Below are 25,125 nucleotides of genomic sequence, written 5' to 3' on the forward strand. Positions count from 1 at the left end.
AGCCGTGCCCGACGGTCAGAGTTTCGCGCGCAGCGCGTCGTTCATCGCGGCTATCGGCGCGTCTCGACCCGTCCACAGTTCGAACGCCGCGACGCCCTGGAAGAGGAGCATCCACGCGCCGTCGATGGTCGTCGCACCCGCGGCGTCGGCGTCCCGGAGCAGCCGCGTCTCCAGCGGCGCGTACACAGCGTCCAGCACCGCGAGGTCGGCGTGGAGCGCGGCCGCCGGAACGGGCGACTCGTCCTCCTCCATCCCGACGCTCGTCGCGTTCACGAGCACGTCGGCGTCCGCGAGCAGTTCCGGGAGTGTGTCGAGACCGTGGGCAGACGCGGCGCTTCCGACGTCGTCGGCCAGCAGTTCCGCGGTTTCGACGGTTCGGTTGGCGATGCTGACAGACGCGCCCGCGTCGGCGAGCACGAACGCCGCCGCGCGGCCCGCACCGCCCGCACCCACGACGACCGCATCGCGGCCGTCCAATTCGACGTCGTGGTGGGCGAACGAGCGGCGCACGCCCTCCGCGTCCGTGTTGTGGCCGGTGATGGTGTCCCCGGAGAAGTCGACGGTGTTGACCGCGCCGATGCGGGCCGCGAGGTCGTCCGGCTCGACGACGTCGAGGACCGCCTGCTTGAACGGGATGGTGACGTTCAAGCCGGCGATGCCGAGCGCGTCCGCGCCCTCGATTGCGGCCGCGATTTCGTCGCGCGCCGGCTCGAAGGTGACGTAGCGGGCGTCCAGCCCGACTTCGTCGTAGGCGGCCTCGTGCATCGGCGGCGACAGCGAGTGTTCGACCGGGTTCCCGACGAGTCCGAATACCTGCACGCCTCGACCCACTCGCCGCCCGTTTATAACTGATACTCACTCCGAACGGTTTTTGCCCGCGAGCCAGTTTCCCGGCGTATGGCCGGCACACTCCTCGCCGACAGCGCGATACTGCTCGTCGGCATCCTGCTGCTCTACGTCGGTGCCGAGTTCCTCGTCGCCGCGGCGTCCGCGCTCGCTCTCTCCCACGGCGTGAAGGCGGCGACGGTCGGCGTCACCATCGTCGCGTTCGCCACCACCGCGCCCGAACTGTTCGTCAGCGCCACCGGCGCCCTGACCGCCTCCGACAGCATCGCGCTCGGCAACATCGTCGGGTCGAACATCGCCAACATCGGGCTCGTGCTCGGCGCGTCCGCGCTCGTTCGCCCGATGGAGGTCGACGACAAGACGCTCTACCAGCACGGCCCCTTCATGTTCACGGCCGCCGTCGCACTCGTCGTCCTCGGGCTCGACGGCAGCATCGGCACGTTCGACGGCGTCGTCCTCCTCGCGCTACTGGCCGGCTTCACCGGCTACCTCTACTACAAGTCTCGACAGGAGGACGACGTCGCGCTCCCCGAAGAGGTCGAGATGGACGAAGACGCCACGACCGCCGGCGTCCGCGAGTACGTCACGCTCGTCGGCGCAATCGTTCTCCTGCTGGCTGGCTCCCGCGCGCTCATCGACGGCGGCCGCGGCGTCCTCATGGCGTGGGGCTTCGACGACCTCTTCATCGGCCTCACCATCATCGCCTTCGGCACCTCCGTCCCCGAATTGGCGACGTCGCTCGTGAGCGCGATTCGCGGGGAAGCCGAGTTCTCCATCGGGAACGTCGTCGGGTCGAACATCTACAACGTGCTCGCGGTCATCGGCGTCGTCGCCGTCGCCGTCCCCATCTCGGTGTCCGGGTCGACGATCGGCTACGAGTTCCCCGTCATGCTGGCGTTCACCGTCGCTGCGCTCGCCATCATGGCGTTCGGCGACCGCATCACGCGCGTCGAGGGCGCCGGCTTGGTCGTCGGCTACGTCGGCTTCGTCTACTTCCTGCTGCCGTAACCCGGAATCCGTCGCCCAACCACAAGCGTTAGGGAGCGCTTCGCGGACAGTGTCGGTATGTTACGAGAGCGGCTACAGCACCCACTGACGGCGCTGGCGCTCGCGACGCTGCTGACCGCGCCGTGGGTCGGCGTCTTCCTCACCGGCGGCCCCGACGCGTACGGGTTCGGCGAAGTCACGACCGTCGCGGTCAGCGGCATCGCCGTCCTCGGCGCGGCGTTCCTGCTGGCGTGGGGTGCCGAGACCGCCGAGAAGGACGTACCACCCGCGTTCGCCATCGCCGTGCTCGCGGTGCTCGCAGTTGCCCCCGAGTACGCCGTCGACGCCCTGTACGCGTGGACCGCCGGCGCGAACGCCGGGACCGCACGCGGCATCGAGGCCGCGAACCTCGCGGTCGCGAACATGACCGGTGCGAACCGCATCCTCATCGGGCTCGGGTGGTCCGGCGTCGCGCTGTTCACCGTCTACAAGGCCCGCTCCTCGAAGGACCCCGCGGTCGAGCAGCGCGGCGGCCTCCGTAGCGTCGTCAACCTCGACCCCGCCATCGCCACCGAAATCACGTTCCTGCTCGCGGCGACCGCCTACGCCTTCCTCGTGCCGCTCCGGGGCGGCATCGACATCGTCGACACGGTCGTGCTCGTCGGGCTGTTCGCGGCCTACATCGCCATCATCATCCGCGGCGACGTCTCCCACGACACCGAACACGTCGGCGTCCCCGCGTACCTCCAGGAACTCCGGCAGCCCGCCCGCGTCGCCACCGTCCTCTTCCTGTTCGCGTTCTCCGGCGCAGTCATCTACACCGCCGTCCACCCGTTCGCGCACGGCCTCGAAGTGCTCGGCGAGGGCGCCGGCATCCCGCCGTTCTTCATGATTCAGTGGATTGCGCCGCTGGCCTCCGAGGCACCCGAACTCATCGTCGTCGTCTACCTCGTGAACAAGGCGCGCTCGACGGCCGGGTTCAACGCGCTCATCTCCTCGAAGCTCAACCAGTGGACGCTGCTCATCGGGACGCTCGCGGTCGTCTACAGCATCGCGTACGGGGGTGTCGCCACGCTCCCGTTCGACGAGAAGCAGGCCGCCGAAATCTGGATTACCGCCGCCCAGAGCCTCTTCGCCATCGCCATCCTCGCGAACTTCAACATCGCCGTCTGGGAGGGGCTCACGCTGCTGGTGCTGTTCCTCACGCAGGTGTTCGTGGAGTTCGGCATCATCCGGCTGGTCGCGGAGCCCCGAGCGACCGAACTCAGCATCCTCGTGCTCTACGCCTACACCGTCGTCTACCTCGCGCTCGCCGTGGTGTTGCTCGTGCGTCGCCGCGAGTCCGTCGCCCGGCTGCTCCGAGTCACCGCACGGGGCGCTCGGTCGGCGTTCGAGTAGCGCCGCGGGACGCGGACAGTTCGTCGGGGAACGGCAGTCGTTTTACGGCCCACTGCGTACCGCAGGCCGTGATTGGAATCGTCGTGAGCCGGGCCGACAGCGCGTCCGAACACATCGGCGAGCAGCTGTTGGCGCTCGGCGGCTTCGAGCAGACCGGCGAGGGCGTCTATCGTAGGGAGGGGTTCGAGCTCCGGGAGTTCGACGACCTCCACATCGACCTCGAGGACCCCGCGACGGCGTTCGACGACCCCGACTACGTGGTGGTCGTCTCCCGGCACGCCGGCGACACCGGCGCGCTGCTGACCGCCCACCACACCGGGAACTTCGGCGATGCGGAGTACGGCGGCGAGGACCGCGCGCTCGCGGAAGCCTGCCCGAATGCCCACCGCGAGGTCGTCGATGCGCTCCGCGAGCACGCTCCCGACGGCTACGAGGTCGGCATGGAGTGCACGCACCACGGCCCGACCGAGGTGAGCGCGCCGTCGATGTTCGTGGAACTCGGCAGCGACGAGGCGCAGTGGGACGACCCAGAGGGAGCGCGAGCGGTCGCGCAGGCTGTCCTCGACCTCCGCGGCGTCGACGCGCGCTCGGACCGCGCGCTCGTCGCGTTCGGCGGCGGCCACTACGCCCCCCGTCCCACGCGCATCGTCAGGGAGACCGACTGGGGCGTCGGCCACGTCGCCGCCGACTGGTGTCTCGACGACCTCGGCGACCCTGAGGACCACCAAGACGTCATCGAGCGGATGTTCGAGGCGAGCGGCGCGGAACACGCTGTCGTGGACGGCGACAAGCGCGCAGTCGAGCGCGTCGTCTCGGAGTTGGGCTACCGCGTCGTCAGCGAGACGTGGGTCCGGGAGACCGACGACGTTCCCCTCGAACTCGTGGACAGCATCGAAGAACGCGTCGGCACAGTCGACGACGGCCTCCGCTTCGGCGCGCCTGCGACGGCCCACGAAGACGGCTACGCGGTCGTCGACCTGCCCGCCGACTTGCTCGACGTCGTCCACGCGACCGACCCCGAGGCGGCCGTCGACGCCGCCGCCGAGACCGCGCTCGCCTACGCCACCGACGAGAACGGCAACCGGCTCGCCGGCCCCGCCGCGTTCGCGGACGAAGAGGCCTACGACGCGTTCCTCGCTCGCGTTGCGAACATTCTCGAACGCGACTACGACGTGACCCGCGAGGACGGCGCGTTGACCGCGACGCGGGACGCGTTCGACCCCGCCGCCGCCAGCGAACTCGGCGTTCCCGAAGGCCCCAAATTCGGGAAACTCGCCGCCGGCGAACCCGTGGCCGTCGACGACGCGGAAATCCGGCCGGCCGACGTCACCCGCACCGAGACGACCACCGTTTCGGTCGGGTTCCGCGAGCGGACGCGTGAGCGCGTGCGACGCCCGTCCGACGCGGAGGGGAAAGGTAATTAAGCCTCACACGCTACCCGTTACGCAACATGGACTCGATTGTGCAGGACGCCATCGACGAAGCCGAGGAGGACTCGGCTTCGGAGGCAGGTGACGTCCCAGCGGAGGGGACGAGCGCCAGCGTCCCCACCGGCGAGATGACTGACGACGAACTCGAGGACGTCCTCCAGGAGCTCCAGACGAGCATCACCGTCGTGGGCTGTGGCGGGGCGGGCTCGAACACTATCGACCGAATGTTCGAGGAGGGCATCCACGGCGCATCGCTGGTCGCCGCCAACACCGACGTCCAGCACCTCGTCGAAATCGAGGCCGACACCAAGATTCTCATGGGCCAGCAGAAGACCCAGGGCCGAGGTGCCGGCTCGCTCCCGCAGGTCGGCGAGGAAGCCGCCCTCGAATCACAGGACGAAATCCGGGACTCCATCGAGGGCTCGGACATGGTGTTCGTCACCGCCGGCCTCGGTGGTGGCACTGGCACTGGCTCCGCGCCCGTCGTCGCGAAGGCCGCCCGCGAAGCCGGCGCGCTCACCATCGCCATCGTCACCACGCCGTTCACGGCCGAGGGCGAGGTCCGCCGCACGAACGCCGAAGCCGGCCTCGAACGCCTCCGCGACGTCGCCGACACCGTCATCGTCGTCCCCAACGACCGCCTCCTCGACTCGGTCGGCAAGCTCCCCGTCCGGGAAGCGTTCAAAGTGTCGGACGAAGTCCTCATGCGCTCCGTGAAGGGCATCACGGAACTCATCACCAAGCCCGGCCTCGTCAACCTCGACTTCGCCGACGTTCGCACCGTCATGGAGAAGGGTGGCGTCGCCATGATTGGCCTCGGCGAAGCCGACTCCGACGCCAAAGCCGCCGACTCCGTCAAGAGCGCGCTGCGCTCCCCGCTGCTCGACGTCGACATCTCCTCTGCGAACTCCGCGCTCGTCAACGTGACTGGTGGCCCGGACATGAGCATCGAAGAGGCTGAAGGCGTCGTCGAGCAGCTCTACGACCGCATCGACCCCGACGCCCGCATCATCTGGGGGACCAGCATCGACGAGGACCTCGACGGCGAAATGCGCACCATGGTCGTCGTCACCGGCGTCGCCTCCCCGCAGATTTACGGCCGCAACGACGCCCCCGAGCCAGAGCCCGAGCCCGACGGCGGCGACAGCGAAATCGACGACATCGACTACGTCGAATAGTACCTTTTTCCGCCTCGGGTGTCCTCGCTCCCGCTGGTCGCTGCGGGCACCACTCGGCGCAAAAATCTACGCTAAAAAGGCCTGCCTCCGCGGGGCGGAGCCCCGCTCCGGCAGTGAACCGCTCGCTTCGCTCGCGGATGCTCTCGCTCCGTACAGCCAGTCCGCACCGCTACGCTATTCGATTTCGAGCTCGCCAGTCTCGCCGGCTGCCTCGCCGTCTTCGGGCCACTCGAGTTCGAACTCGACGCTCAGTTCTTTCGCGCCGTCGGCCGGCCCCTCGCGTTCGGCTTTGACCTCGAACGTCGGGCGGCTCGGCGGGTCGAGCGTGACCTCGTCGCCACCCGCTTTCAGCGTGATTGCGCTGCCGGATTCGAGGTTGTCGGCAATCGTGCGGAGGTACGTGGCGATTTCCTCGCGGCTGCGGTCGCTCTCGGACTCGAAGAGGAGTTCTTCTGGCATACGAGTGGGCGATACGTCGCCCGCACCGATAAACGAGCGGGCCGTTGCCCTCGCACGGCATCAATAGATAAAAGAGCGCTCGCCGACTCTACACGTGTATGGACGTTCCCCTAGAGCTTTCCGCGTATACGCGCGTGCTCCGACTGGCGAGCACGCCGTCGTGGGAGGAGTTCTCCCAGATTTCGAAAATCGCCGGTGCCGGCATCCTGCTGGTCGGCCTGCTCGGCTTCGTCATCTTCCTGGTGATGGAAGCAGTCACGTCGGTGATATAAGATGGGCGTATACGCCGTCAAGACCACCGCGAGCCAGGAGCAGACCGTCGCCAGCATGATTGCCAACCGCGAAGCCGACGAGATTCACGCGGTGCTGGCACCCGACGCGCTCACCAGCTACGTGATGGTCGAAGCAGACGACCACAACATCATCGAGCGCGTGATGGAGGAGATTCCCCACGCGCGCAGCCTCGTCCCCGGCGAGTCCGGCATCAGCGAGGTCGAGCACTTCCTCTCCCCGAAGCCCGACGTCGAGGGCATCGCGGAGGGCGACATCGTCGAACTCATCGCCGGCCCGTTCAAGGGCGAGAAGGCCCAGGTCCAGCGCATCGACGAGAGCAAAGACCAGGTCACCGTCGAACTGTACGAGGCGACCGTCCCGATTCCGGTGACGGTCCGCGGCGACCAGATTCGCGTGCTCGACTCCGAAGAACGATAGCGAACGCGACCAGCGAGGAACGTTCCTCGGACGACCCACACTCTCCCCTCAATTTTCGACGTTCAGCGCCTCGCGGCCCAAATCCTTACCTTCGAGGCAGCCGCAGCCACCACCGGAAGGAAGAGTCACACGCTCCTTCCACCCCCGCTTTTCGGCCACGAACACGCCGACGGTGGCCGGCTGTTGTTCGTATCTTCGTGAAAATATTAGCGAACGGCAATAGTACTCATCACCTAGTGACGAGTCGTGTTATCTATGCCCAAACACCTGTTCGCGGAGTGCCCGGCATGTGGTTGGGACCCGAGGTGCGCGTACCTGCGTGAGGACCGGGAGCTCTCCGACGAGTCCGCCCACGACCGAATCGTTGAGCACGTCCAGCTGACCGACGACAAATTCCACAATCGAATCGAGAGCGAGCTCCAGCGGGCGTGACGAGCCGGTGCTCGCCGGTCGTTATTTGACTCAGTCCTCGGCGGTCGGTTCGACGATGGTGTTTTCGAGCGTGCCGACGCCCTCGTAGGTGATTTCGACGGTGTCGCCGGGTTCGACGAGCCCCGGATTCGCGGGGCTGCCGAACGCGACGACGTCCCCGGGCTGGAACGTGAACCGCTCGGAGAGGAACGAGACGACCTCGTAGGGGTCGAACAGCATGAGTTCGGTGTTGGCTTCCTGGCGGCGCTCGCCCGCGACGTCGGTGTGCATGTCGATACCGCGCGGGTCGACGTCGGTCTCTATCCACGGACCGAGCGGCCCGGAGCCGTCGAAGGCCTTGCGCGCGGTGCGCCCGGGCTGGTCGAGCGCGTCGAGGTCGTTCATGACCGTGAACCCGCGGAGCACGTCCGGCACGTCGCGCTCGTCGACGCGGTGGCAGCGCTCGCCGACGACGGCCGCGAGTTCGCCCGCGTACGTCAATTCGTCCGTGAACGTCGGGTACGGCACGTCGTCGCCGTGGCCGACCACGGAGACCGGCGGCTTGATGAAGAAGTCGGGCTGCTCGGGACGCTCGTAGTCCATCTGGGCGAGCGTCTCGGCGTAGTTGCGTCCGACGCAGTACAGCGCCGACGGGTCGCAGGGCGGCGCGAGCGTGCCGTCCTCGCCGACGACGTACTCGGCGTCCTCGGTGGCGACGCGTCCGTCGCGGTACTCGCCCTCGACGAGGCCGTCGTCGGTCCGGAGTCGTGCGAGTCGCATGGCTGGACGTCACGGAGGCGCGGCAAATCGCTTACGAACGCGGCGAAAGGAACTAGCTCGTGGTGGCGTGCGCGGCGTCGGTGGCCTCGGCGACGTCGATGGGTTCGTCGCTCAGGAGGTCTTCGAGCACCGACGGGTCGAGTTCCTCGGCGACGTCGTCGAGCACGCGCTCGCGCTCGCGGATGGCTTCGGCGTCGCCGTCGTAGAACCGGACGTACTCGGCGCGCGTGTGCTCGCGGAGCCCGTGCTTGATGGCGAAGAAGCCCTCGGGGACCGTCTCCCCGCAGATTTCGCACTCGTGGGCGTCGTGGTCCGCGACCTGATGGGCCAACAGCGCCTCGACGCTCCCGAACGTCGACCCACAACCGACAATCGCGCACTCCCACGCAGACATACGCCTCTGTAACCTTAGCGCGCAAATAAACCTTGTGTCGCTTTTTCGACCACTGAACCCGCTCCGTCCGCCGTTCGTCTGTCTTCCGTCAGACAAATTATCGCCAATGAAACGCCGTTTAGGCGGGTGTTAACGCCCAGCAATCGAGGCCTGATACGAGCACTTCGAGAGTTCTCCCGTCCGTTTCTCGATTCGGACGAGTGGAAAGCATCGAATTTATTGGCGGTCGGGAGACAGGCCGGCGTCTGCCTCGCTACTGCTCCCCGCTCTGCCGATAGATGAGGTTCCGCTGAATCTCGTTGGCGCCCTCGTAGATGACCGGGATGCGGGCGTCGCGGTAGACGCGGGCGATGCGGCGGTCGGTGAGAATCGAGCGGCCGCCGTGGAACTGCATCCCCTGTTCGGCGTTGTCGACGGCGACCTCGGTGGACTTCGTCTTCGCCATCGCCGCCCAGAGGCCGGGGTTCTCGTAGGCCTCGACTTTGCGGGCGGCGCGGTAGTTCAGCGCGCGGGCGGCCTCGAATTCGAGGCGCATGTCCGCGAGGCCGTGCTGGACGGCCTGGAAGTCCGCGACGTGGCGGCCGAACTCCTCGCGCTCGTGCACGAAGTCCCACGCCTCCTCGAGCGCGGCGGCGGCGAGGCCGAGGCCGTGCCCGCCGACGACGACGCGGCCGTGGTTGAAGAAGTCCGCGAGCATCATGAACCCGGCCCCCTCGCTCCCGATGAGGTTCTCCGCGGGAATCCGGCAGTCGTCGAAGACGATGTGGGCCTGCTTGGACGCGCGCATCCCCATCTTCTCGGGGATGTGCTCGGCAACGTATCCCTCGGTGTCCGTGGGCACGACGAACAGCGAGTAGTTCATGTAGCGGTCGTCGGTGTCGCCGGTCTTGGCGTACACCGTCACCCAGTCGGCTTCGACGCCGTTGCCAATCCAGTACTTCTCACCGTTCAGCACGTACTCGTCCTCGTCCTTCTCCGCAGTGGTTTGCATGCCGGCGAGGTCGGAGCCGATTTCGGGCTCGGAGACCGCCAGGCCGGTAATCTGGTCGTTCTCTGCGACCGGGCGGAGCCACTGTTCTTTCTGTTCGTCGGTGCCGTACTGTTCGAGCATCTCCGCGCCGAAGCTCGCGAGCTGGAGCGTCAGCGCGATGCCGGCGTCCGCACGGTAGAACTCCTCGGCGATAGCGAGAACCTGTTCGAGGTCGAGGCCGCGGCCGCCGTACTCCTCGCTGATATCCTGGGCGACGAGGCCGGCGTCCATCCCGGCTTCCAGAACCTCCCAGGGGTAGTCGCCGGTCCGGTAGTACTCCTCGGCGTTCGGCGCGATGTGCTCGGTGGCAAAGTCGCGGGCCTCGCGCTTGACGTCGAGCGCGTGCTCGGGCACGAGGTCCTCGGAGAGCAGATTCAGACTCATACCGGCAGTTGGGTCGCCACGGGCATAAACGGCCGCGAACGCCCAACAGCGGGCGCGGAGTTTATCGGCCGGAACCGTAAGCCGCTAATCCTCGGCTGACGAATCCGGGTACGTGCCGACGACACGGGTCGACCTCCACGCGAAGGTGCTCGACGACGAGGCGGTCCGCCGCGCGAAGGCCGCCGGCATCGACGTGCTGGTGTACGCCCCGCACTTCACGCGGCTGCCGGACGCCCGCGAGCGCGCGGCCGAGTACTCGGACGAGGAGCTACTGGTGGTGCCCGGCCGCGAGGTGTTCACGGGTTCGTGGCGCGACCGCAAGCACGTGCTCGCGGTCGGTCTCGACGACCCAATCCCGGACTTCGTGACGCTAGACGGCGCGTTCGCGGCGTTCCGCGAGCAAGACGCCGCCGTGCTCGCTCCCCACCCCGAGTACCTCACGGTGAGCCTGACGGCCGCGGAAATCGAGCGGTTCCGCGAGGACGTCGACGCCGTCGAGACGTACAACCCGAAGCACTTCCCCTGGGACAACAACCGCGCGCGGGCGCTCGCCGACGGTTACGACATCCCCGGGTTCGCGTCATCATACGCCCACCGCGCGGCGACCGTGGGCGGCGTCTGGACGGAGTTCGACGCCGACATCCAGTCGGAGGCGGACCTCGTGGACGCACTCCAATCGGGTGTGCCGCGCCGTACCTACCACCAGCGGAATCCGCGGTTCCGGGCGCGCGAACTGGTGGAGAAGGCCCACCTTGCGTACGAGAACACGTGGGAGAAAGTCGACCGCCTCCTCCTCTCGGGCATGGAGCCCACCCACCCCCGTCACATCGCGTACGGCGGCGAGTTCGACGACGTCGCCGTCTACTAGAGGAGGCTGCTGACGGCGTCGGTCGGAACGTACTGCGGGGCGACGTGGACGACGACCGCGATGGCCGCGAGTTCGACGAGCGTGATGACGACGGTGACCGTGCTGGCGTACTTCGAGACCGTGGTGACGCCGATGGGCAGCCCGTACTCCTGGTCGGAGAGCGGGTAGAACAGCGCGATACCGCGCTTGCTCCCGACGACGTCGAGCACGTAGTGGGTGGCGACGCCGATCCAGACGTACTGGAGGTTCCCGAAGTACATCGGGAAGACGTACAACAGCGCCAGCACCGGGATGTTGTGGAGGGTCTTGCGGTGTTTCCCGAAGTCGGTGTCGACATCGGGGAACAGCGCGCCCAGCACGACGGGGATGAGCACGGCGGCGATGGTGCGCAGCGTCTCGACGCCACCGGAAGGGTAGAGCACGTAGCCCAGCCCGATGGCGAGCAGGATGCCGTTGAGGATGTGGTCGCCCTTGTTCATTATCGGGGCCGAGAGCACGCGGCCACGTGACCGTTTCGGCACACGGCCGCTACGTCCGGACCGACTCGACTTCCTCGCGGAGTTTGCGGAGCGCGCGCCGCGCAATCTGTTCTTTGATTTCGGTGCGCGTGCCGTCGAACTCCCGGCGCTCGACGGTCGTGTAGCTGGACTGCGTGCCCCACTCGCCGGCGTACGCGACGCCGATGTAGACGGTGCCGACGGGCTTCTCCTCGCTCCCACCAGTCGGGCCGGCGATACCGGTCGTGGAGACGCCCCACCGCGTGCCGGCGGCGTCGCGGGTCGCCTGCGCCATCTGCCGGGCGACGGGCTCGCTGACGGCACCGTGTTCATCCAGCGCCTCGCGGGAGACGCCGGTGTCGAGTTTGGCGTCGTACGTGTACGTCACCAGCGCGCGGTCGAAGTAGTCGCTGGAGCCCGAGACGTCGGTCAGCAGCGACCCGACGAGCCCGCCAGTACAGGATTCGGCGGTCGCGACGGTGTGGCCGGCCTCCGGGAGCACGTCGTTGAGTTTCTCCTCTATCGGCGGGTCGGCGGCGTACTCGCGCATGCTCCGGGCTACCGCGCCGGTGAGCAAGAAGGTGGTGGCGTCAGACGGTGTCGCGGTCGGTGTACGTGTACCGCTTCGCGATGCGGCCGTCCTCGAAGACGTGGATGTCTGCGAACCCGAACTCGACCGTCTCGCCGTCCTGCACGCCCGAGAACGTCCCGCGGGCGGCCGCGCGGTCCCCGTCGACGAGCACGTCGTGGACGGTGTGGCTGCCGTCCTCGAGCGGGCGGTCCTCGCGGTAGAACGCTTCGAGGTCGGCCTTGCCCTCGATTGGCTGCTGGCCGGGCCGGTCGTAGACGATGTCGTCGGCGAACAGCGCGAGCAGGTCGTCGATGCGGTCGGCGTCCACGGCGTCGTAGTACTCGTGGACGTGCTCGGTGTAGTCGGTCATGGGTCAGGTGAGGGTCGGCCAGCGAATCAACCGCACAGTACCGGCAAGCGCCGCTCGTTTCCGCGGGCGAAAGAGCCACGTGGCGGGACGGAAACGCTGGTGTATGGAGTACGAGGAGCCGCTGTTCTTCCGCGTGATGGAGTACGCGGCGAAGTCAGACAGCGACGTGGTGAACATGGTCTCGGGGAACCCCGACTGGGGGTCGCCGCCCGCGCTCGCGGAGGGCCTCCACGAGTACGCCGACACGGGCGGCCGCCAGTTCCAGTACCCGCCCAGCGAGGGGCTCCGGGAGCTCCGCGAGGAAATCGCGGCGCGCCGGCAGGTCCCCGTCGAGCAGGTCATCGTCACGAACGGCGCGGGCGAGGCGAACTACCTCGGGATGGGGCGCGCGCTCGAACGCGGCGCCGGTGACGAGGTCGTGATGACCGACCCAGTCTACCCCTACTATCCGGGGAAGACGGACATGCTCGGCGGCGAGCAGGTGTTCGTCGAGACGGCCGAGGACGGTAGCCTCGACCCCGCGGACGTGCGCGCCGCCGCCAGCGAGGACACCGCGTGCATCATGGCGACGACGCCGAACAACCCCACGGGTGCGGTGTACGGCGAGGAGACGATGCGCGAACTCGTCGCCGTCGCCGAGGAGTACGACGCCATCCTCGTCAGCGACGAGGTGTACGACCACTTCGACTTCTCCGGGCGGTTCACCTCGGCGCTGGAATTCGAGTCGGAGCACCGCATCGTCGTGAACGCGTTCTCGAAGTCGCTCGCCATCACGGGGTTCCGGGTCGGGTACTGCATCGCGCCCGAGCGCCACGCCGACCCGATGAAGTCCCGGCACATGCTGACGAACGTGGCGACGACGCGCCCGGGGCAAGCCGCCGTCCTGCACGCGCTCCGCGAGACCGAGCCGGAGTACTACGAGCGGACTCGGGAGACGCTGCGCGAGCGCGTGGACACGTTCACGTCGGCGCTGGACGACGCGGGCGCAGAGTACATCGAACCCGACGGCAGCTTCTACGTGCTCGCGCGCTTCCCGGACTTCCCCGGCACGCTGGAGAACACGTTCGAACTCATCGACGAGGCGGGCGTCGCGGGGATGCCCGGCTCCGGGTTCGGGACCGCGCGCGAGGAGTGGCTGCGGTTCGCGCTCGTCACGCCGCGCGTCGAGGAAGCAGCCGACCGGCTCGCGGACTACTTCGCGGAGCGGTAGTCAGTAGCCGCCCGCGTCTGAATTCGAGAAACACCGCCCGCAACGGCAGGCGTCGAAGTCGTCGAGCGCGCGCTCGACCGCGACCGTCCGGATATCGTCGTGGCTGACGTCGTTGGTCGCGCCACACTTCGTCCGGCTGTAGGGGTTCTCCACCCCCTTCTTGTGCACGGTCGCCGTGCGCTCGTTCAGCACGCCCTCCATGCGGACTAGTGACACGCTCTGCGCGGAAAACTGCTCCGGCCAAAACGTTCGGGACGCGCCCGCGAGGACCGCGACCGACGGATTGACCCCGCTGGGTCGCCCACTCCGTGTATGGACGAAATCGAGGTCGAGGCAGTCGACTCCCTCGACCCCGGGGTAGTCAGCGACACCGCCGAGTACGTGCTGTACGGCGGGAAGGGTGGCGTCGGGAAGACGACGATGGCGGCGGCGACCGCGCTCGCGAGCGCGAACGACGGCACCGCCACGCTCGTGGTGTCGACGGACCCCGCGCACTCGCTGTCGGACACGCTGGAGTTCGACGTGCCGAGCCGGCCCGCGAAGGTGCGCGAGGACAGCCCGCTGTGGGCGGTCGAAATCGACCCCGACGACGCGCTCTCACAGGCCGGGATGTTCGGGCAGGACGGCGGGTTCGCGGGCGGCCTCGACGAACTGCTCGGGGGCGCGGGCGGCGCTGGCGACGACGGCGCGATGATGCCGGGCGCCGACGAGGCCGCCGCGGTCCAGCTCCTCCTCGAATACATGGACGACGAGCGCTTCGACCGCGTCGTCGTCGACACCGCGCCGACGGGCCACACGCTCCGGTTGCTGGAACTCCCCGAAGTGCTGGACTCGATGGTCGGCCGCATGATGCAGATGCGCGACCGCTTCGGCGGGATGATGGACGGCCTCACCGGGATGTTCGGGCAGGGCGACGACGAGGACGAGCAAGCCGGCTTCGGGAACCTCGACGCCGTCGAGGAACGCGTCGAACGACTCCGCGACGTGCTCACGGACCCGACGCGTACGGACTTCCGCGTCGTGCTCGTGCCCGAGGAGATGAGTGTGCTGGAAGCCCAGCGGCTCACCGACCGCCTCGACGAATTCGGCGTTCCCGTCGGAACGGTCGTCGTCAACCGCGTGATGGAGCCGCTGGCGGACGCCGCGGACGTCCCCGGCGACGCGTTCGTCGCGCCGAACCACGAGGACTGCGAGTTCTGCGCGCGCCGCTGGGACGTCCAGCAGGCCGCGCTCGCGGACGCCCAGGACCTGTTTCGGAACTACGACGTCAAGCGCGTGCCGCTGCTCGCCGACGAAGTCAGGGGCGAGCGCCCGCTGCGCGTCGTCGCGGCGTGTCTGGACTGACGGCCGGCACCCACGCCGATTTCTGAACGATGCTGGGGGAGGTAATTTTATACATATTAATTGTATGAGACCGGTTGCATGTTGTCAGGAATTCCGCTGGTACTGTTGCTCTTGGCGGCAGTCGCGTTCATCATCGTCGCCACCGCGAAACTGAACCTGCACGCGTTTCTCGCGCTGCTCATCGCGGCGTACGGCACGGCGCTCGTCGCGGGCGTCGACCCGGCCGAAGCTGCCTCCCTCGTCACGGACGGGTTCGGCGGCGTCCTCGGGTACATCGGCATCGTGATTCTCGCGGGGACCATCATCGGCACCGCGCTCGAACGCTCGGGCGCGGCGATCGTCATCGCGGAGTCGATTCTCGGGGTCGTCGGTGAGGAGTACACGACCGAGGTGATGGCGATCACGGGGAGCATCGTCAGCATCCCCGTGTTCTGTGACTCCGGATTCGTCATCCTCTCCGGGCTGAACCGCTCGCTGGCCGAGCGCTCCTCGCTCTCGCTGTCCACGCTCGGCGTCGCGCTCGCCGGCGGCCTCTACGTCACTCACGTGTTCGTCCCGCCGACGCCCGGCCCCATCGCCGCGGCGGGGATTCTCGGCGCGGACATCGGTCTCGTGATGCTCGCGGGACTCGTCGTGAGCGCCCCCATCGTGTTCGTCGCGTCGGCGTGGGCCAACCGGGTCGCGTCCCGGTTCCACATCGACCCGGCGCCCGAGATGACCATGGAGGACATCAAGGCGGAGTACGGCTCGCTGCCGTCCCCCGCGGCGTCGTTCGCGCCGCTGGTCGTCCCCATCGCGCTCATCGCGCTCGGGAGCATCGCGGCGTATCCGGAAGCCGAGAACCCGGAACTCGTCACCGGCGCCCTCCAGCGCTGGCTGCTGTTCATCGGCGACCCTGCGGTCGCGCTCCTCATCGGCGTGTTCATCTCGTTCGTGGTGGTTCCCGAATTCACGACCGACATCACCGACGAGTGGGTGAGCGAGGGCATCAAGAAGGCCGCCGTCATCCTCGCCGTGACCGGTGCCGGTGGCGCGTTCGGCGAAGTGCTCGGCGCGCTCCCGCTCGAACAGTTCGTCACGGACACGTTCGGCGGTCTGGGCATCGGCCTGCTCGCCGCGTTCGTCGTCGCGGCCGCGATGAAGACCGCGCTCGGCTCCTCGACGGTCGCCATCCTGACGACCGCCAGCCTCATCGCGTCGCTGCTCGACCCGCTCGGTCTCGCGACCCAGTGGGGGCGGGTCTTCGCGGTGCTCGCCATCGGTGCAGGGAGCATGACCGTCAGTCACGCGAACGACTCCTACTTCTGGATCATCACGGAGTTCACCGACATGGAGGCGGCGACCGCCTACCAGGCGTGGACGCTCGGGACGCTCGTGCTCGGCGTCGCCAGCATCGTCTGGATTCTCGTCGTCCAGAACATCGTCGGCCTGGTGCTGTAGCGGCCACCACCCAGCCGGCGTTCACCACGCGATTCGTGCGACCGCCCCCAGCCGACGGGGGCAAAACACATCTCGGCACACAGCCGGCAACCAGACGACAGCGCCACCGACGGCAGCGACACAGCCGGACAGTCAGCTAGTCGGCTCAGTCAGGAGTAGTCCTCGACGACCAGCACCCGGAGGTCGTTGACGTTCGTGCCGGTCGCGCCCGTCCGAATCAGTTCGCCCCGCTCCCGGAGCAACGGTGTGACGTCGTTGTCGGCGAGCGCGGCGCGGGCTGCATCGGCGTCCTTCTCGCCGACCGTGTCAGCGTCGACGACGGCGCCCGCGGCGTCGGTCGCACCGTCGATGCCGTCGGTGTCGACGGCCGCCAGCGTCACGCCGTCGAGGTCTAGTTCTGCGGCGGCGCTGGTGGCGAACTCCTGATTCGGCCCGCCCTCGCCGTCGCCGCTGACCGTCACCGTCGTCTCACCGCCCGAGAGGACGACCGCCGGCGCCAAGACGGGGTTGTCGGTCGCGACCACCTCCTCGGCGACCGCGACGTGGGTCTTGGCGGCCTCGCGGGCCTCCCCGCGGACGCTCGCGGAGAGAATCATCGTCTCGTACCCCCGGTCGGCGGCGACCTCGCGGGCGGCGGTGAGTGCGGTGGACCCGTTCGCCAGGACGTAGTTGGTGACGCGGTCGAACACGGAATCGCCACTCGTCGGCGTCTCCGCGACGTCTACAGGGTCGTCAGTCGATGCCTGCACGTCTCGACAGTCGGCCGCGCGGTCGCCCCGGTCGGCGCCGCGACGGAGTCGCGACTCCACGCGTTCGGGGACCGCCACGTCGTAGGCTTCGAGGACTTCGACGGCGTCCGCGAACGTCGAGTCGTCCGGTGCGGTCGGCCCGCTACCGATGACGCTCTGGTCGTCGCCGTTCACGTCGCTCAACAGCAGCCCCACCACCGTCCCGGGCGCGGCGGCGCGAGCGAGCTGTCCGCCCTTCAGCGCGGAGAGGTGCTTCCGGACGGCGTTTATCTCGTGGATGGTCGCGCCGGACGCGAGCAGTTCGTCGGTCGTCGCCTGGAGGTCCGCGAGCGTGACGTCCCCGGCGGGCGCCGGGAGGAGGGCGCTCCCGCCACCGGTGACCACCGCCAGCACGAGCGTGTCCTCGGTCGCAGACTCGGCGAGATCGAGGACGGTGCTCGCTCCCGCGACGCCGCGCTCGCTCGGTACCGGATGGTCGCCCGGCAGGACGTCGACGTGCTCGGTCGAAGTCGGGTCGTCAGTGACGACAGCGCCGCGGTCGAGCCGGTCGCCGAGCACGTCCTCGAGGGCGGCCGCGACGTACCCGGCGGCGTTCCCGCCACCGACGACCACGACCTCGGTGTACTCGCGCAGGTCGTACTCGTCGTCGAGTACGGACAGTGTGTCTCCAGAACGAGTGACGGCCTCGCGAACGACCGACTTCGGGTGCGCCGCTCGAATCCCCGCCTCGACACACGCGAGTGCGGTGTCCCGCCCCTCGGTCGTCGCCAGCTCCTCCCGGTTCCGTATCATCAGGATAGTTCTGACGCGGGGCCACGCGGGCAAGACGATTCCGGTTGCTGTGACGACTGGCGGACTCCAGTCGCCGAGGAGTCCCGCGTCGCCCGTCTCGACGAGTAGTCAGGCGAACCGCTGGAGCAGCCGGTAGCCGGCGTCCAGCCAGCGGTCGGGGAGGAAGCGCGCGAGCACGCCGATGCGACCCGGCGTCCCGACGGGGTACCGGGACTTGGGGTCGGGGCTGACCGCGGCTTCCGTGATTACTGCTGCAACTTTCTCCGGTGGGACGGCACCGACGCCGTTGACCGCGCTGGCGTCCTCGAAGAAGGAGTAGAGTTTCTCGTAGGCGCCGCTGCGGTCCAGGCCCTCGATTTCTGCTTCGGCGCGCTCCGAGAACGAGGTTTCGACCGGGCCGGGTTCGACGATGGCGACGTCGACGTCGTAGGGTGCGACCTCCGCTCGGAGCGCGTCGCTCATCCCTTCCAGCGCGAACTTCGAGCCGTTGTACGCGCCCATCCCCGGGGTCGCGACGCGCCCGGCGACGCTGGAGACGTTGACGATGGTGCCCTCCTCGCGCTCGCGCATGTGCGGGAGCGCGGCGCGAATCAGGCGATGCGGACCGTAGACGTTCACGTCGAACTGTCGGTGGAGTTCGCGCGTCGGCACGTCCTCCAGCGGCCCGAGTTGGGCGTAGCCGGCGTTGTTCACGAGACAGTCCAGCCGGCCGTGTTCCTCGACGACCTCGTCGACGACGTTGCGGCACTGCGCGGGCTTCGTGACGTCGAGTTCGGCAGTCTCACAGCCCTCGTCGGCGAGCGCCGCGAGGTCGTCGGTGTCCCGGGCGGTCGCGACGACCGTCCACTCCTCGGCGAGCAGCGACCGGGCGGTCGCCGCGCCGATGCCCGACGAACACCCCGTCACGAGTGCGACCTTCTCCATGCCCGATGGGTCGTGGCCCCGGCAGTTAAAGGGTCGAGTCGTCGCCGCAGTCAGTCCTTCAGGTCGTCGGCGTAGGCGTCCGCGAGCCGCGTCGGCGCGGGGAGTTTGTACCCCGTGCAGGTCGCTTCCACGATGTCCACGGTGGTCTCGGCGCTGACGCGGTGGCCGGGACTCACGATGAGTGGGTTGACGTGGCGCGTCTCGGGGTTGGGGTACTGCCGGGACTGGTAGGCGTACCCGACGACGGTCCCGTCGGGTGCGTCCATCGAGTCGTCGGCTTCGATGGCGACGCGAGCACCCTCCGGCAGCGGCTCGTCCAGCGGTTCGCGAGGCGTCCCACAGAGCAAGTTCTTCGCGACGCCCACCGCGGGCACGTCGAAGAGCACGCCCACGTGCGTCGCGAGGCCGGCTTGCCGGAAGTGGATGCGGCCGCTCCCGTCGAGCACGAGCACGTCCGGCTCCACGGAGAGCGATTCGAGCGCGTCGACGATGGCGTCGCCCTCGCGGAACGCCAACAGTCCGGGAATGTAGGGCACTTCCAGTTCCGCGCGGCCCGCGGCGCGCTCGACGACGCGGCCGTCCCGAATCGCGACCGCGGCGCTCACGGAGTAGTCGTCCCCGACGAACGCCTGGTCGACGCCGACGACCACGGGCGCGTCGCTGTCGGTGAGCGTGACCTGTTCGCCGACGCTCCCCGCAGCAGTCGGCGCGTCCGTCGGCGACTCCGCCAGTTCGATGGCCGCGACGTCGAAGCCGAAGTCGTCCTCGAAGGATGCCATCGCCGCTATCTCGCGCTGGAGGGCCTCCATCTCCTCGTGGGAGCGGTCCGGGTCCGGGAGGAACTCGGGGCGAACGACCTCCATGTCAGGGACGCCGGCGGCCGGGACCGCCCGGGCCGCCCGGCCCACCGGGGCCGCCGAATTGGAGTTGCTTGGGTGCCCGCTCGCCCTCGCGCTTGAGTTTCACGCCGTACAGCAGGCCGATGCCGAGGCCGGCGAGGTGTGCGAACTGCGCGACGCCGCCCGCGCCGATGCCGCCGCCGACCGTCGAGACGAAGATGGAGTAGCCCGCGAACAGCAGGGTCGCGAGCCACAGCGGCATCGGGATGATGAAGTAGAGGTAGATGCGGAGGTTCGGGTTCAGCACCGTGAGCACGCCCATTAGCGCCGCGATGGCGCCGCTCGCGCCGAGCACCGCGGAGCCATTCTGCGTGAGCACGAGCGGCACGCCGAGCACGTCCGGGTTCATCAGCAGCGTCGCGCCGACCTGCGCGAGGCCCGCGAGCGCGCCTGCGACCACGAACAAGCCGACGAGTTTCGTGGAGCCGATGCGCTTCTCGACCACGGGGCCGAAGAAGTACAGCACGATGCTGTTCAACACGATGTGGCCGAAGCCGCCGTGCGCGAACACGGACGTCACCCACGTCCAGACGGCCAGCGGCTCCGTCGTGTTGATGGTGAAGATGTTGAACCACTGCTGGCTGTACGCCTCCACGCCGAGCGCGGGCGCGACCGCGTACTGCAGCACGAACGTCAGCCACATCACCGCGAGCAGCGCGAACGAGACGTTCCCGCGGAAGTAGCCGAGCACGCCACCCGGCCCTGTATCCACGGGCACCTTCGCCGCGAGCCCGCCGCTATCCTGGGATTGGCTCACGCTGTCGTCGAACCCACTGTCGAAGACGCCGCCGGGGTCGTTCCACTCGTCGAGGCCCGGACAGTCGTGGTTCTCCGGGAGCCTGTGGGACGAACAGAACGTGCCGCCGCAGAGCCGACACTGGTACGGCATCGACTCCTGCTCGCCACACCGGTCACACGTCGCCATTACCGGCGGTTGGGTGGGCGCGTGGTTATCGTTTTGGGTCTCGGGCTTCCGTACGGATTGTTTCACGCGTCGCAGTACGGATTGTTCTGCGGGCGACGGCTCCGGTACGTGCGAGGATTTCGTTGTCTACAACGGCTTTTCTGTCGACGACACCTCGAAAGCCCCGACTCGCTGAACCGTCCGCGGCTCGCTGCGCTCCAGTCGGTGCTTGCTTCGCCGGGGCCGGGTTCAGCGAGCCGCCCCTTTCAGTCCTCCCGTAGCCGGTTGGACAGCCGGTAACGGGTGGGACTGAAAGGGGCGAGGCTGTAGACGAAGGCAGGCGACGTAAGCACCGCAGGCCGAAGGCCGAGGAGCGCAACGATCCTCCCGAGTCTACAGCCTCGGGGCTTTCTACATCCGCGCTACAGTCGCAGAAGCACGACGAAATACACGAACCTCACTTCCAGACAGCCGGGGGGCTTTTGCGGGAGCCGGCGGTAACACGAGTATGCGCGAGTTCGAGCGGAAGCAACTCCTCGAGCGCGTCGACCGGGAGGCCGCGACGGTGGGGGCGTCGATTCCGGACACACTCGACGTGCAGGGCGAGGAGTTCGAGTTACGGGAGTTCGTCTTCGAGGTGAAGAAGCTCGATTCGGTGCCGGCCGAGCGCCGCGAGGACGTCGAGGAAGCGAAGAAGTTGCTGCGGCGGGAGCGCCTGCAGCGTCGCGAGCGCCTCGAGGAGGCGGACATCACGCGCGAGGAGGGCGAGGAAGTCGTGAACGCCATCATCGGTATCGAGCGGGCACTAAACGCGCTCGAATCGCTGGGGACGACGAGCATCGAGGCGGAAATCGAGGCGAGCGAGCGCGCGGACAAGAAGCGCTGGTTCTCGTTCCTGAAGGAGGCGCTGGGCCACGACAACGAGGAGGGCATCAAGCGATGAGTCGGAACAACGAGGTCGCGAGTGTGCTCGAGGAGTACGCGGACCTGCTGGAGGCCCAGGACGTCGGTTACAAGCCGAACACGTACCGGCGCGCGGCGTCGAACATCCGGGACTACCCAGAAGCCGTCGAGGACCTCGCGGCCGAAGGCACGGACGCGGTCCAGAAAATCGACGCGGTCGGGGAGTCCATCGCGTCGAAGGTCGTGGAGTACGTCGAGACCGGCGAAATCGAGGAGTTGGAGGAGGAACGCGAGAAACTCCCGGTGGACATCGAGCAGTTGACGTCCGTCGAGGGAGTCGGGCCGAAGACCGTCAAGAAGCTCTACGACGCGCTCGGCGTGCAGACGTTGGACGACCTCGAGGAGGCGGCTCGCGCGGGAGAGATTCAGGAAGTCGAGGGGTTCGGGCCGAAGACCGAGCAGAACATCCTCGACCACATCGGGTTCGCGCGGCAGGCCCAGGAACGGGAACTTCTCGGGAACGGCCGCCCCATCGCGGAGGACGTGCGGTCGTTCCTCGCAGACCTCGACGCCGTCGAGCGCGTTGAAGTCGCGGGGTCGACGCGGCGGTGGCGCGAGACCATCGGCGACGTGGACGTGCTCGTCGCCAGCGACGCCGGCGAGACGGTCGGGGAGGCGCTGACGGAGTGGGACCGCGTGGACGAGACGCTGGACCTGGGGCCGACGAAGACGAGCGTGCGGTCGAACCAGCTCCGCATCGACCTCCGCGTGGTGGTCGACGAGGAGTTCGGCGCGGCACTCCAGTACTTCACGGGAAGCAAGGACCACAACATCACGCTTCGCAACCACGCCATCGACCAGGGCAAGAAGGTCAACGAGTACGGCGTCTTCGACATCTCGGACGTCGAGGACCCGGACGCGGGTCAGCGCGTAGGCGAGCGGCTCGCCAGCGAAACCGAGGAAGCAGTCTACGACGCGCTCGGCCTGCCGTTGATTCCGCCGGAGATGCGCGAGGACCGCGGCGAGGTCGACGCCGCCGCCAGCGGCGACCTCCCGGACTTAATCGAGGAGGGCGACGTGCGCGGCGACGTGCACGCGCACTCGGACTGGTCGGACGGCGACCTCACGGTCCGCGAGATGGTCGAGGGAGCCGCCGACTTCGGCCACGACTACGTCGCCATCACGGACCACGCCGAGGGCCCGGGCGTGTTCGGCGACAGCGGGCTCTCCGACGCGGACGTCCGCGAGCAGGTCGACGAAATCGAGGCCGCACGCGAGGAGACGGATATCACCGTCTTCCACGGCATCGAAGCGAACGTCGACACTGACGGGAACGTCGTCGAAGTCAGCGACGACGTGCTCGCGGACCTCGACGTCGTTGTCGCGAGCCCGCACAGCGGCCTCGGCGAGGACGGCGGCGACCAGACCGAGCGCCTGATTACGGCCGTCGAACACCCGCACGTCGACATTCTCGGGCACCCCTCCGGACGGCTCATCAACGACCGCCCGGCGATGGAGTTCGACCCCGAGGCGCTCGCGGAGGCCGCCGCCGCGGCCGGCACCGCGCTCGAAATCAACAGCAACCCGCACCGCCTCGACCTCTGGGGGAGCGTCGTCCAGACGGCCGTCGACGCGGGCGCGACGATATCAGTCAACACGGACGCCCACTCCACCAGCGAGTACGACTACATCGAGTACGGCGTCCACACCGCGCGCCGCGGCTGGGCGGAAGCCGACGACGTGCTGAACGCCCGCGACGCGGACGGCGTCCGCGAGTTCCTCGACTCGTGAAACTGCTGCTGGACGCGATGCTCGGCAGCCTCGCGCGCATGCTACGAATGTGTGGGCACGACGCCGCGTACTGTCTGGACCGGGGCGTCGAGGCCGACGACGCGATTCGTGACCTCGCCGCTCGCGAGGACCGCGTGCTAGTCACGCGGGACCGCGAACTGGCCGAGCGAGCGCCCGAGAGTATTCTCGTCGAGTCCAAGGACGTCGACGACCAACTCCGCGAAGTCGCCGCCGTGGGCGTGGACCTGACACCGACGCCGGGCGAGCGCTGCGGCGCGTGCAACGGCGAACTCCACGAAGTCGGAGAAGAGACAGGGCTCCCGGAGTACGTCCCGGACGACGCGTCGCCCGTCTGGCGGTGCGAGGACTGCGGGCAGTACTTCTGGGAGGGGAGTCACTGGGACGACGTCGAGAAGCGGCTCGCAGAACTGTAACTACTGGTCGTTGCGCTCCCACCACTCGCAGGCTTCCATGTCGTCCATCTCCTCCTCGTAGAGCCCGCAGTACGGCTGCATACCGTCGTTTCCGGCGTACTCGAAGTGCCCGCAGTTCCCGCAGTACTTGTCCGGCGTCGGGCCGCCCGCGGAGGGCGAGGCGTCGCCGTCGAGCGGCGAGGAGATGTCGTCGGTGGCCGCGCCGCCGTCCGAGACGGAGGGGGACGCGCCGGCCGTCGACTCTGTCTGCGTGGTCGGGGACGACGGCTTCGGTTCGGAGGCGTTCGCGCGAGTGCGCTCGTCGGGGTCCTCGACGCCGCCGAAGACGCCGACGCCGCCGAAACTCCCGGACGCGAGTTTCTCGCGGGCGCTCTCGACGTCGTCGGCGGGCACCTCGACGGTGTGCGTCTCGCCGTCCTTCGTGACGGTGAGCGTGACGCTGCCGCCCGGGTCGTTGCGCGTCTTGAACGTCGCGACCGCGGTGAACAGACACCAGAACGTCGTGACGACGCCGGCCGCGTAGACGAGCACGAACGCCAGCGTCGCCGTCGACGGGACGCCGCCCGAATTCGGGACGTAGAGGTACGGGTACGTCGCACGGAACAACATCACGCCGAGGACGGTCAGGCCCGCACCGACGGCCGCAGCAGCGCGCTGGACGCGGCTCGCGGGCATCACGGTGAAGATGCCGACGAACACCGCGGGGACGCCCAGTCCCGCGAGGATGCCCGCGATTTCCCGGCTCTCGTACTGCCCGAAGCCGTTGTTGATGAGGAGCCCCGTCGCGCCCGCGAGAATTCCCCCGACGACGAGCAGCGCGCCCGCGGCGAACAGGCCGGTGCCGAGGTAGACGCGCCGCTGGCTGGCCTCGCCCGCGCGCCGGTCGTAGGTCTCCCCCAGGCTGGTCATGCGTGCCCGTTAGACGTGCAGGGTAAAAACAGTACGTCAGACGTTCGACGGCGCGAGCGAGAGGAGACTGGGTGTTGGTCGTGGGTTGGTGTGGTCGTCGGACGAGCACGCTGCTCGCGGTTCCCTACGGTCACCGCTCGCCATAACGTGCTCTCCCTTCGGTCGAGCACGCTCCGAAAGGTTGAATCCACGCCCCCTCGAATCGCCGGGTATGGCTGACGAGACCGACGAGGACGAGGAACCCGCCGTCGAACTCGGCGAGGGCGAGCCGGTCGAGGGCGCGCCGCTGTCGCGCGTGGCGTCCCGACTGACGTGGGCCCAGCAGAAGAGCGAGGTCGCCCGCAAGGAGGGCGATTCGGTCGTCCGAACGCCCGACGGCCCCCAGAAACTCGAAGCGCTTCTCGAAGACGTCGACATCACGTACTTCGAGACGCGCCGCGAGTTCGAGGACGCCGTCCGGGAGGTCGTCGGCACCGGGCCCGTGCCGACCGAGTAGTCACGGACGAAACCGG

The 25,125-nt window shown here is 68.4% G+C and carries 29 protein-coding genes; 15 read left to right on the forward strand and 14 right to left on the reverse strand.

Going from position 1 to position 25,125, the window contains the following annotated elements:
- Positions 1–15: 15 nt before the first annotated feature.
- Entirely contained in the window at positions 16–819 is an 804-nt protein-coding gene (locus LPA44_RS00810) for a shikimate dehydrogenase (protein WP_230887704.1), read from the reverse strand.
- A 78-nt stretch (positions 820–897) separates the two neighbouring features.
- On the opposite strand from LPA44_RS00810, the gene LPA44_RS00815 reads away from it, so the two are divergent.
- The 4 genes from LPA44_RS00815 to ftsZ all read left to right on the forward strand — a co-directional run bounded on the left by LPA44_RS00815 (position 898) and on the right by ftsZ (position 5,839).
- Positions 898–1,854 carry a calcium/sodium antiporter gene (locus tag LPA44_RS00815; RefSeq protein WP_230887705.1) on the forward strand — a complete coding sequence of 319 codons (957 nt, stop codon included), beginning with the start codon at positions 898–900 and terminating at the stop codon, positions 1,852–1,854.
- Positions 1,855–1,911: 57 nt separating this feature from the next.
- Positions 1,912–3,231: a sodium:calcium antiporter gene (locus LPA44_RS00820; RefSeq protein ID WP_230887706.1), complete on the forward strand. Its 1,320-nt coding sequence runs from the start codon at positions 1,912–1,914 to the stop codon at positions 3,229–3,231.
- Between the two features lie 68 nt (positions 3,232–3,299).
- Positions 3,300–4,655 carry a D-aminoacyl-tRNA deacylase gene (locus LPA44_RS00825; protein ID WP_230887707.1) on the forward strand — a complete coding sequence of 452 codons (1,356 nt, stop codon included), beginning with the start codon at positions 3,300–3,302 and terminating at the stop codon, positions 4,653–4,655.
- Positions 4,656–4,681: 26 nt separating this feature from the next.
- Positions 4,682–5,839, forward strand: coding sequence for a cell division protein FtsZ (ftsZ, locus tag LPA44_RS00830; RefSeq protein WP_230887708.1), 1,158 nt, complete (start codon positions 4,682–4,684; stop codon positions 5,837–5,839).
- 174 nt (positions 5,840–6,013) lie between these two features.
- Here ftsZ and LPA44_RS00835 read toward each other — a convergent pair whose 3' ends face one another.
- Positions 6,014–6,298, reverse strand: coding sequence for an amphi-Trp domain-containing protein (locus tag LPA44_RS00835; protein ID WP_230887709.1), 285 nt, complete (start codon positions 6,296–6,298; stop codon positions 6,014–6,016).
- Between the two features lie 98 nt (positions 6,299–6,396).
- On the opposite strand from LPA44_RS00835, the gene LPA44_RS00840 reads away from it, so the two are divergent.
- From LPA44_RS00840 to LPA44_RS00850, 3 genes are all read left to right on the forward strand, one after another.
- A complete protein-coding gene (locus tag LPA44_RS00840) occupies positions 6,397–6,570 on the forward strand; it encodes a protein translocase SEC61 complex subunit gamma (RefSeq protein WP_230887710.1) in 174 nt (57 codons plus the stop codon).
- A 1-nt stretch (position 6,571) separates the two neighbouring features.
- The gene (locus LPA44_RS00845; protein ID WP_058981570.1) at positions 6,572–7,009 is read left to right on the forward strand and encodes a transcription elongation factor Spt5; all 438 of its coding nucleotides are present in this window, start codon (positions 6,572–6,574) and stop codon (positions 7,007–7,009) included.
- A gap of 255 nt (positions 7,010–7,264) precedes the next feature.
- Positions 7,265–7,441: a hypothetical protein gene (locus LPA44_RS00850; protein WP_230887711.1), complete on the forward strand. Its 177-nt coding sequence runs from the start codon at positions 7,265–7,267 to the stop codon at positions 7,439–7,441.
- 30 nt (positions 7,442–7,471) lie between these two features.
- Here the strand turns inward: LPA44_RS00850 and LPA44_RS00855 are convergent, their stop codons facing one another.
- The 3 genes from LPA44_RS00855 to LPA44_RS00865 all read right to left on the reverse strand — a co-directional run bounded on the left by LPA44_RS00855 (position 7,472) and on the right by LPA44_RS00865 (position 10,008).
- Positions 7,472–8,200, reverse strand: a complete 729-nt coding sequence (locus LPA44_RS00855) for a fumarylacetoacetate hydrolase family protein (protein WP_230887712.1) — start codon at positions 8,198–8,200, stop codon at positions 7,472–7,474.
- A gap of 52 nt (positions 8,201–8,252) precedes the next feature.
- Positions 8,253–8,594, reverse strand: coding sequence for a DUF7565 family protein (locus LPA44_RS00860; protein ID WP_230887713.1), 342 nt, complete (start codon positions 8,592–8,594; stop codon positions 8,253–8,255).
- Positions 8,595–8,847: 253 nt separating this feature from the next.
- The gene (locus LPA44_RS00865; RefSeq protein WP_442903354.1) at positions 8,848–10,008 is read right to left on the reverse strand and encodes an acyl-CoA dehydrogenase family protein; all 1,161 of its coding nucleotides are present in this window, start codon (positions 10,006–10,008) and stop codon (positions 8,848–8,850) included.
- A gap of 112 nt (positions 10,009–10,120) precedes the next feature.
- Here LPA44_RS00865 and LPA44_RS00870 point away from each other — a divergent pair, with 112 nt between their 5' ends.
- Positions 10,121–10,876 carry a PHP-associated domain-containing protein gene (locus LPA44_RS00870; protein ID WP_230887714.1) on the forward strand — a complete coding sequence of 252 codons (756 nt, stop codon included), beginning with the start codon at positions 10,121–10,123 and terminating at the stop codon, positions 10,874–10,876.
- Here the strand turns inward: LPA44_RS00870 and LPA44_RS00875 are convergent.
- From LPA44_RS00875 to LPA44_RS00885, 3 genes are read right to left on the reverse strand one after another with little or no spacing between them, the layout of a single operon-like run.
- Positions 10,873–11,355: a metal-dependent hydrolase gene (locus LPA44_RS00875; protein WP_230887942.1), complete on the reverse strand. Its 483-nt coding sequence runs from the start codon at positions 11,353–11,355 to the stop codon at positions 10,873–10,875. The two genes, LPA44_RS00870 and LPA44_RS00875, sit on opposite strands and share 4 nt — an antisense overlap.
- 49 nt (positions 11,356–11,404) lie before the next feature.
- Complete coding sequence (locus LPA44_RS00880; RefSeq protein WP_230887715.1) at positions 11,405–11,923, reverse strand: CinA family protein; 519 nt, start codon at positions 11,921–11,923, stop codon at positions 11,405–11,407.
- Between the two features lie 40 nt (positions 11,924–11,963).
- Positions 11,964–12,314: a nuclear transport factor 2 family protein gene (locus LPA44_RS00885; protein WP_230887716.1), complete on the reverse strand. Its 351-nt coding sequence runs from the start codon at positions 12,312–12,314 to the stop codon at positions 11,964–11,966.
- 103 nt (positions 12,315–12,417) lie between these two features.
- On the opposite strand from LPA44_RS00885, the gene LPA44_RS00890 reads away from it, so the two are divergent.
- On the forward strand, positions 12,418–13,524 hold the full coding sequence (locus tag LPA44_RS00890) for a pyridoxal phosphate-dependent aminotransferase (RefSeq protein WP_230887717.1): 1,107 nt from the start codon (positions 12,418–12,420) through the stop codon (positions 13,522–13,524).
- On the opposite strand, the gene LPA44_RS00895 is transcribed toward LPA44_RS00890, so the two are convergent.
- Positions 13,525–13,740 carry a hypothetical protein gene (locus LPA44_RS00895; RefSeq protein WP_230887718.1) on the reverse strand — a complete coding sequence of 72 codons (216 nt, stop codon included), beginning with the start codon at positions 13,738–13,740 and terminating at the stop codon, positions 13,525–13,527.
- A 96-nt stretch (positions 13,741–13,836) separates the two neighbouring features.
- On the opposite strand from LPA44_RS00895, the gene LPA44_RS00900 reads away from it, so the two are divergent.
- Together LPA44_RS00900 and LPA44_RS00905 are read left to right on the forward strand one after the other, a co-directional pair.
- Positions 13,837–14,868, forward strand: coding sequence for an ArsA family ATPase (locus LPA44_RS00900; protein ID WP_230887719.1), 1,032 nt, complete (start codon positions 13,837–13,839; stop codon positions 14,866–14,868).
- A 78-nt stretch (positions 14,869–14,946) separates the two neighbouring features.
- Positions 14,947–16,308, forward strand: a complete 1,362-nt coding sequence (locus tag LPA44_RS00905; RefSeq protein WP_230887720.1) for a GntP family permease — start codon at positions 14,947–14,949, stop codon at positions 16,306–16,308.
- 149 nt (positions 16,309–16,457) lie between these two features.
- Here the strand turns inward: LPA44_RS00905 and LPA44_RS00910 are convergent, their stop codons facing one another.
- The 4 genes from LPA44_RS00910 to LPA44_RS00925 all read right to left on the reverse strand — a co-directional run bounded on the left by LPA44_RS00910 (position 16,458) and on the right by LPA44_RS00925 (position 20,597).
- Positions 16,458–17,849, reverse strand: a complete 1,392-nt coding sequence (locus LPA44_RS00910; protein WP_230887721.1) for a glycerate kinase type-2 family protein — start codon at positions 17,847–17,849, stop codon at positions 16,458–16,460.
- 108 nt (positions 17,850–17,957) lie between these two features.
- Positions 17,958–18,773, reverse strand: a complete 816-nt coding sequence (locus LPA44_RS00915; RefSeq protein ID WP_230887722.1) for an SDR family oxidoreductase — start codon at positions 18,771–18,773, stop codon at positions 17,958–17,960.
- 50 nt (positions 18,774–18,823) lie between these two features.
- Positions 18,824–19,636 carry an endonuclease V gene (locus tag LPA44_RS00920; protein ID WP_230887723.1) on the reverse strand — a complete coding sequence of 271 codons (813 nt, stop codon included), beginning with the start codon at positions 19,634–19,636 and terminating at the stop codon, positions 18,824–18,826.
- A gap of 1 nt (position 19,637) precedes the next feature.
- A complete protein-coding gene (locus tag LPA44_RS00925; RefSeq protein WP_230887724.1) occupies positions 19,638–20,597 on the reverse strand; it encodes a rhomboid family intramembrane serine protease in 960 nt (319 codons plus the stop codon).
- A gap of 487 nt (positions 20,598–21,084) precedes the next feature.
- Here LPA44_RS00925 and LPA44_RS00930 point away from each other — a divergent pair, with 487 nt between their 5' ends.
- The 3 genes from LPA44_RS00930 to LPA44_RS00940 are packed head-to-tail and all read left to right on the forward strand — an operon-like array spanning position 21,085 to position 23,704.
- A complete protein-coding gene (locus LPA44_RS00930) occupies positions 21,085–21,519 on the forward strand; it encodes a DUF5788 family protein (protein WP_230887725.1) in 435 nt (144 codons plus the stop codon).
- Entirely contained in the window at positions 21,516–23,270 is a 1,755-nt protein-coding gene (gene polX, locus LPA44_RS00935) for a DNA polymerase/3'-5' exonuclease PolX (RefSeq protein ID WP_230887726.1), read from the forward strand. The genes LPA44_RS00930 and polX overlap by 4 nt, the downstream gene beginning before the upstream one ends.
- Positions 23,267–23,704 carry a Mut7-C RNAse domain-containing protein gene (locus LPA44_RS00940; RefSeq protein WP_330166469.1) on the forward strand — a complete coding sequence of 146 codons (438 nt, stop codon included), beginning with the start codon at positions 23,267–23,269 and terminating at the stop codon, positions 23,702–23,704. The genes polX and LPA44_RS00940 overlap by 4 nt, the downstream gene beginning before the upstream one ends.
- On the opposite strand, the gene LPA44_RS00945 is transcribed toward LPA44_RS00940, so the two are convergent.
- The gene (locus tag LPA44_RS00945; RefSeq protein ID WP_230887727.1) at positions 23,705–24,613 is read right to left on the reverse strand and encodes a DUF7139 domain-containing protein; all 909 of its coding nucleotides are present in this window, start codon (positions 24,611–24,613) and stop codon (positions 23,705–23,707) included.
- 211 nt (positions 24,614–24,824) lie between these two features.
- Here LPA44_RS00945 and LPA44_RS00950 point away from each other — a divergent pair, with 211 nt between their 5' ends.
- A complete protein-coding gene (locus LPA44_RS00950) occupies positions 24,825–25,109 on the forward strand; it encodes a DUF5789 family protein (protein ID WP_230887728.1) in 285 nt (94 codons plus the stop codon).
- Positions 25,110–25,125 lie beyond the last annotated feature (16 nt).

The organism is Halobacterium sp. KA-4 (assembly GCF_021028995.1).
Lineage (GTDB): Archaea > Halobacteriota > Halobacteria > Halobacteriales > Halobacteriaceae > Halobacterium.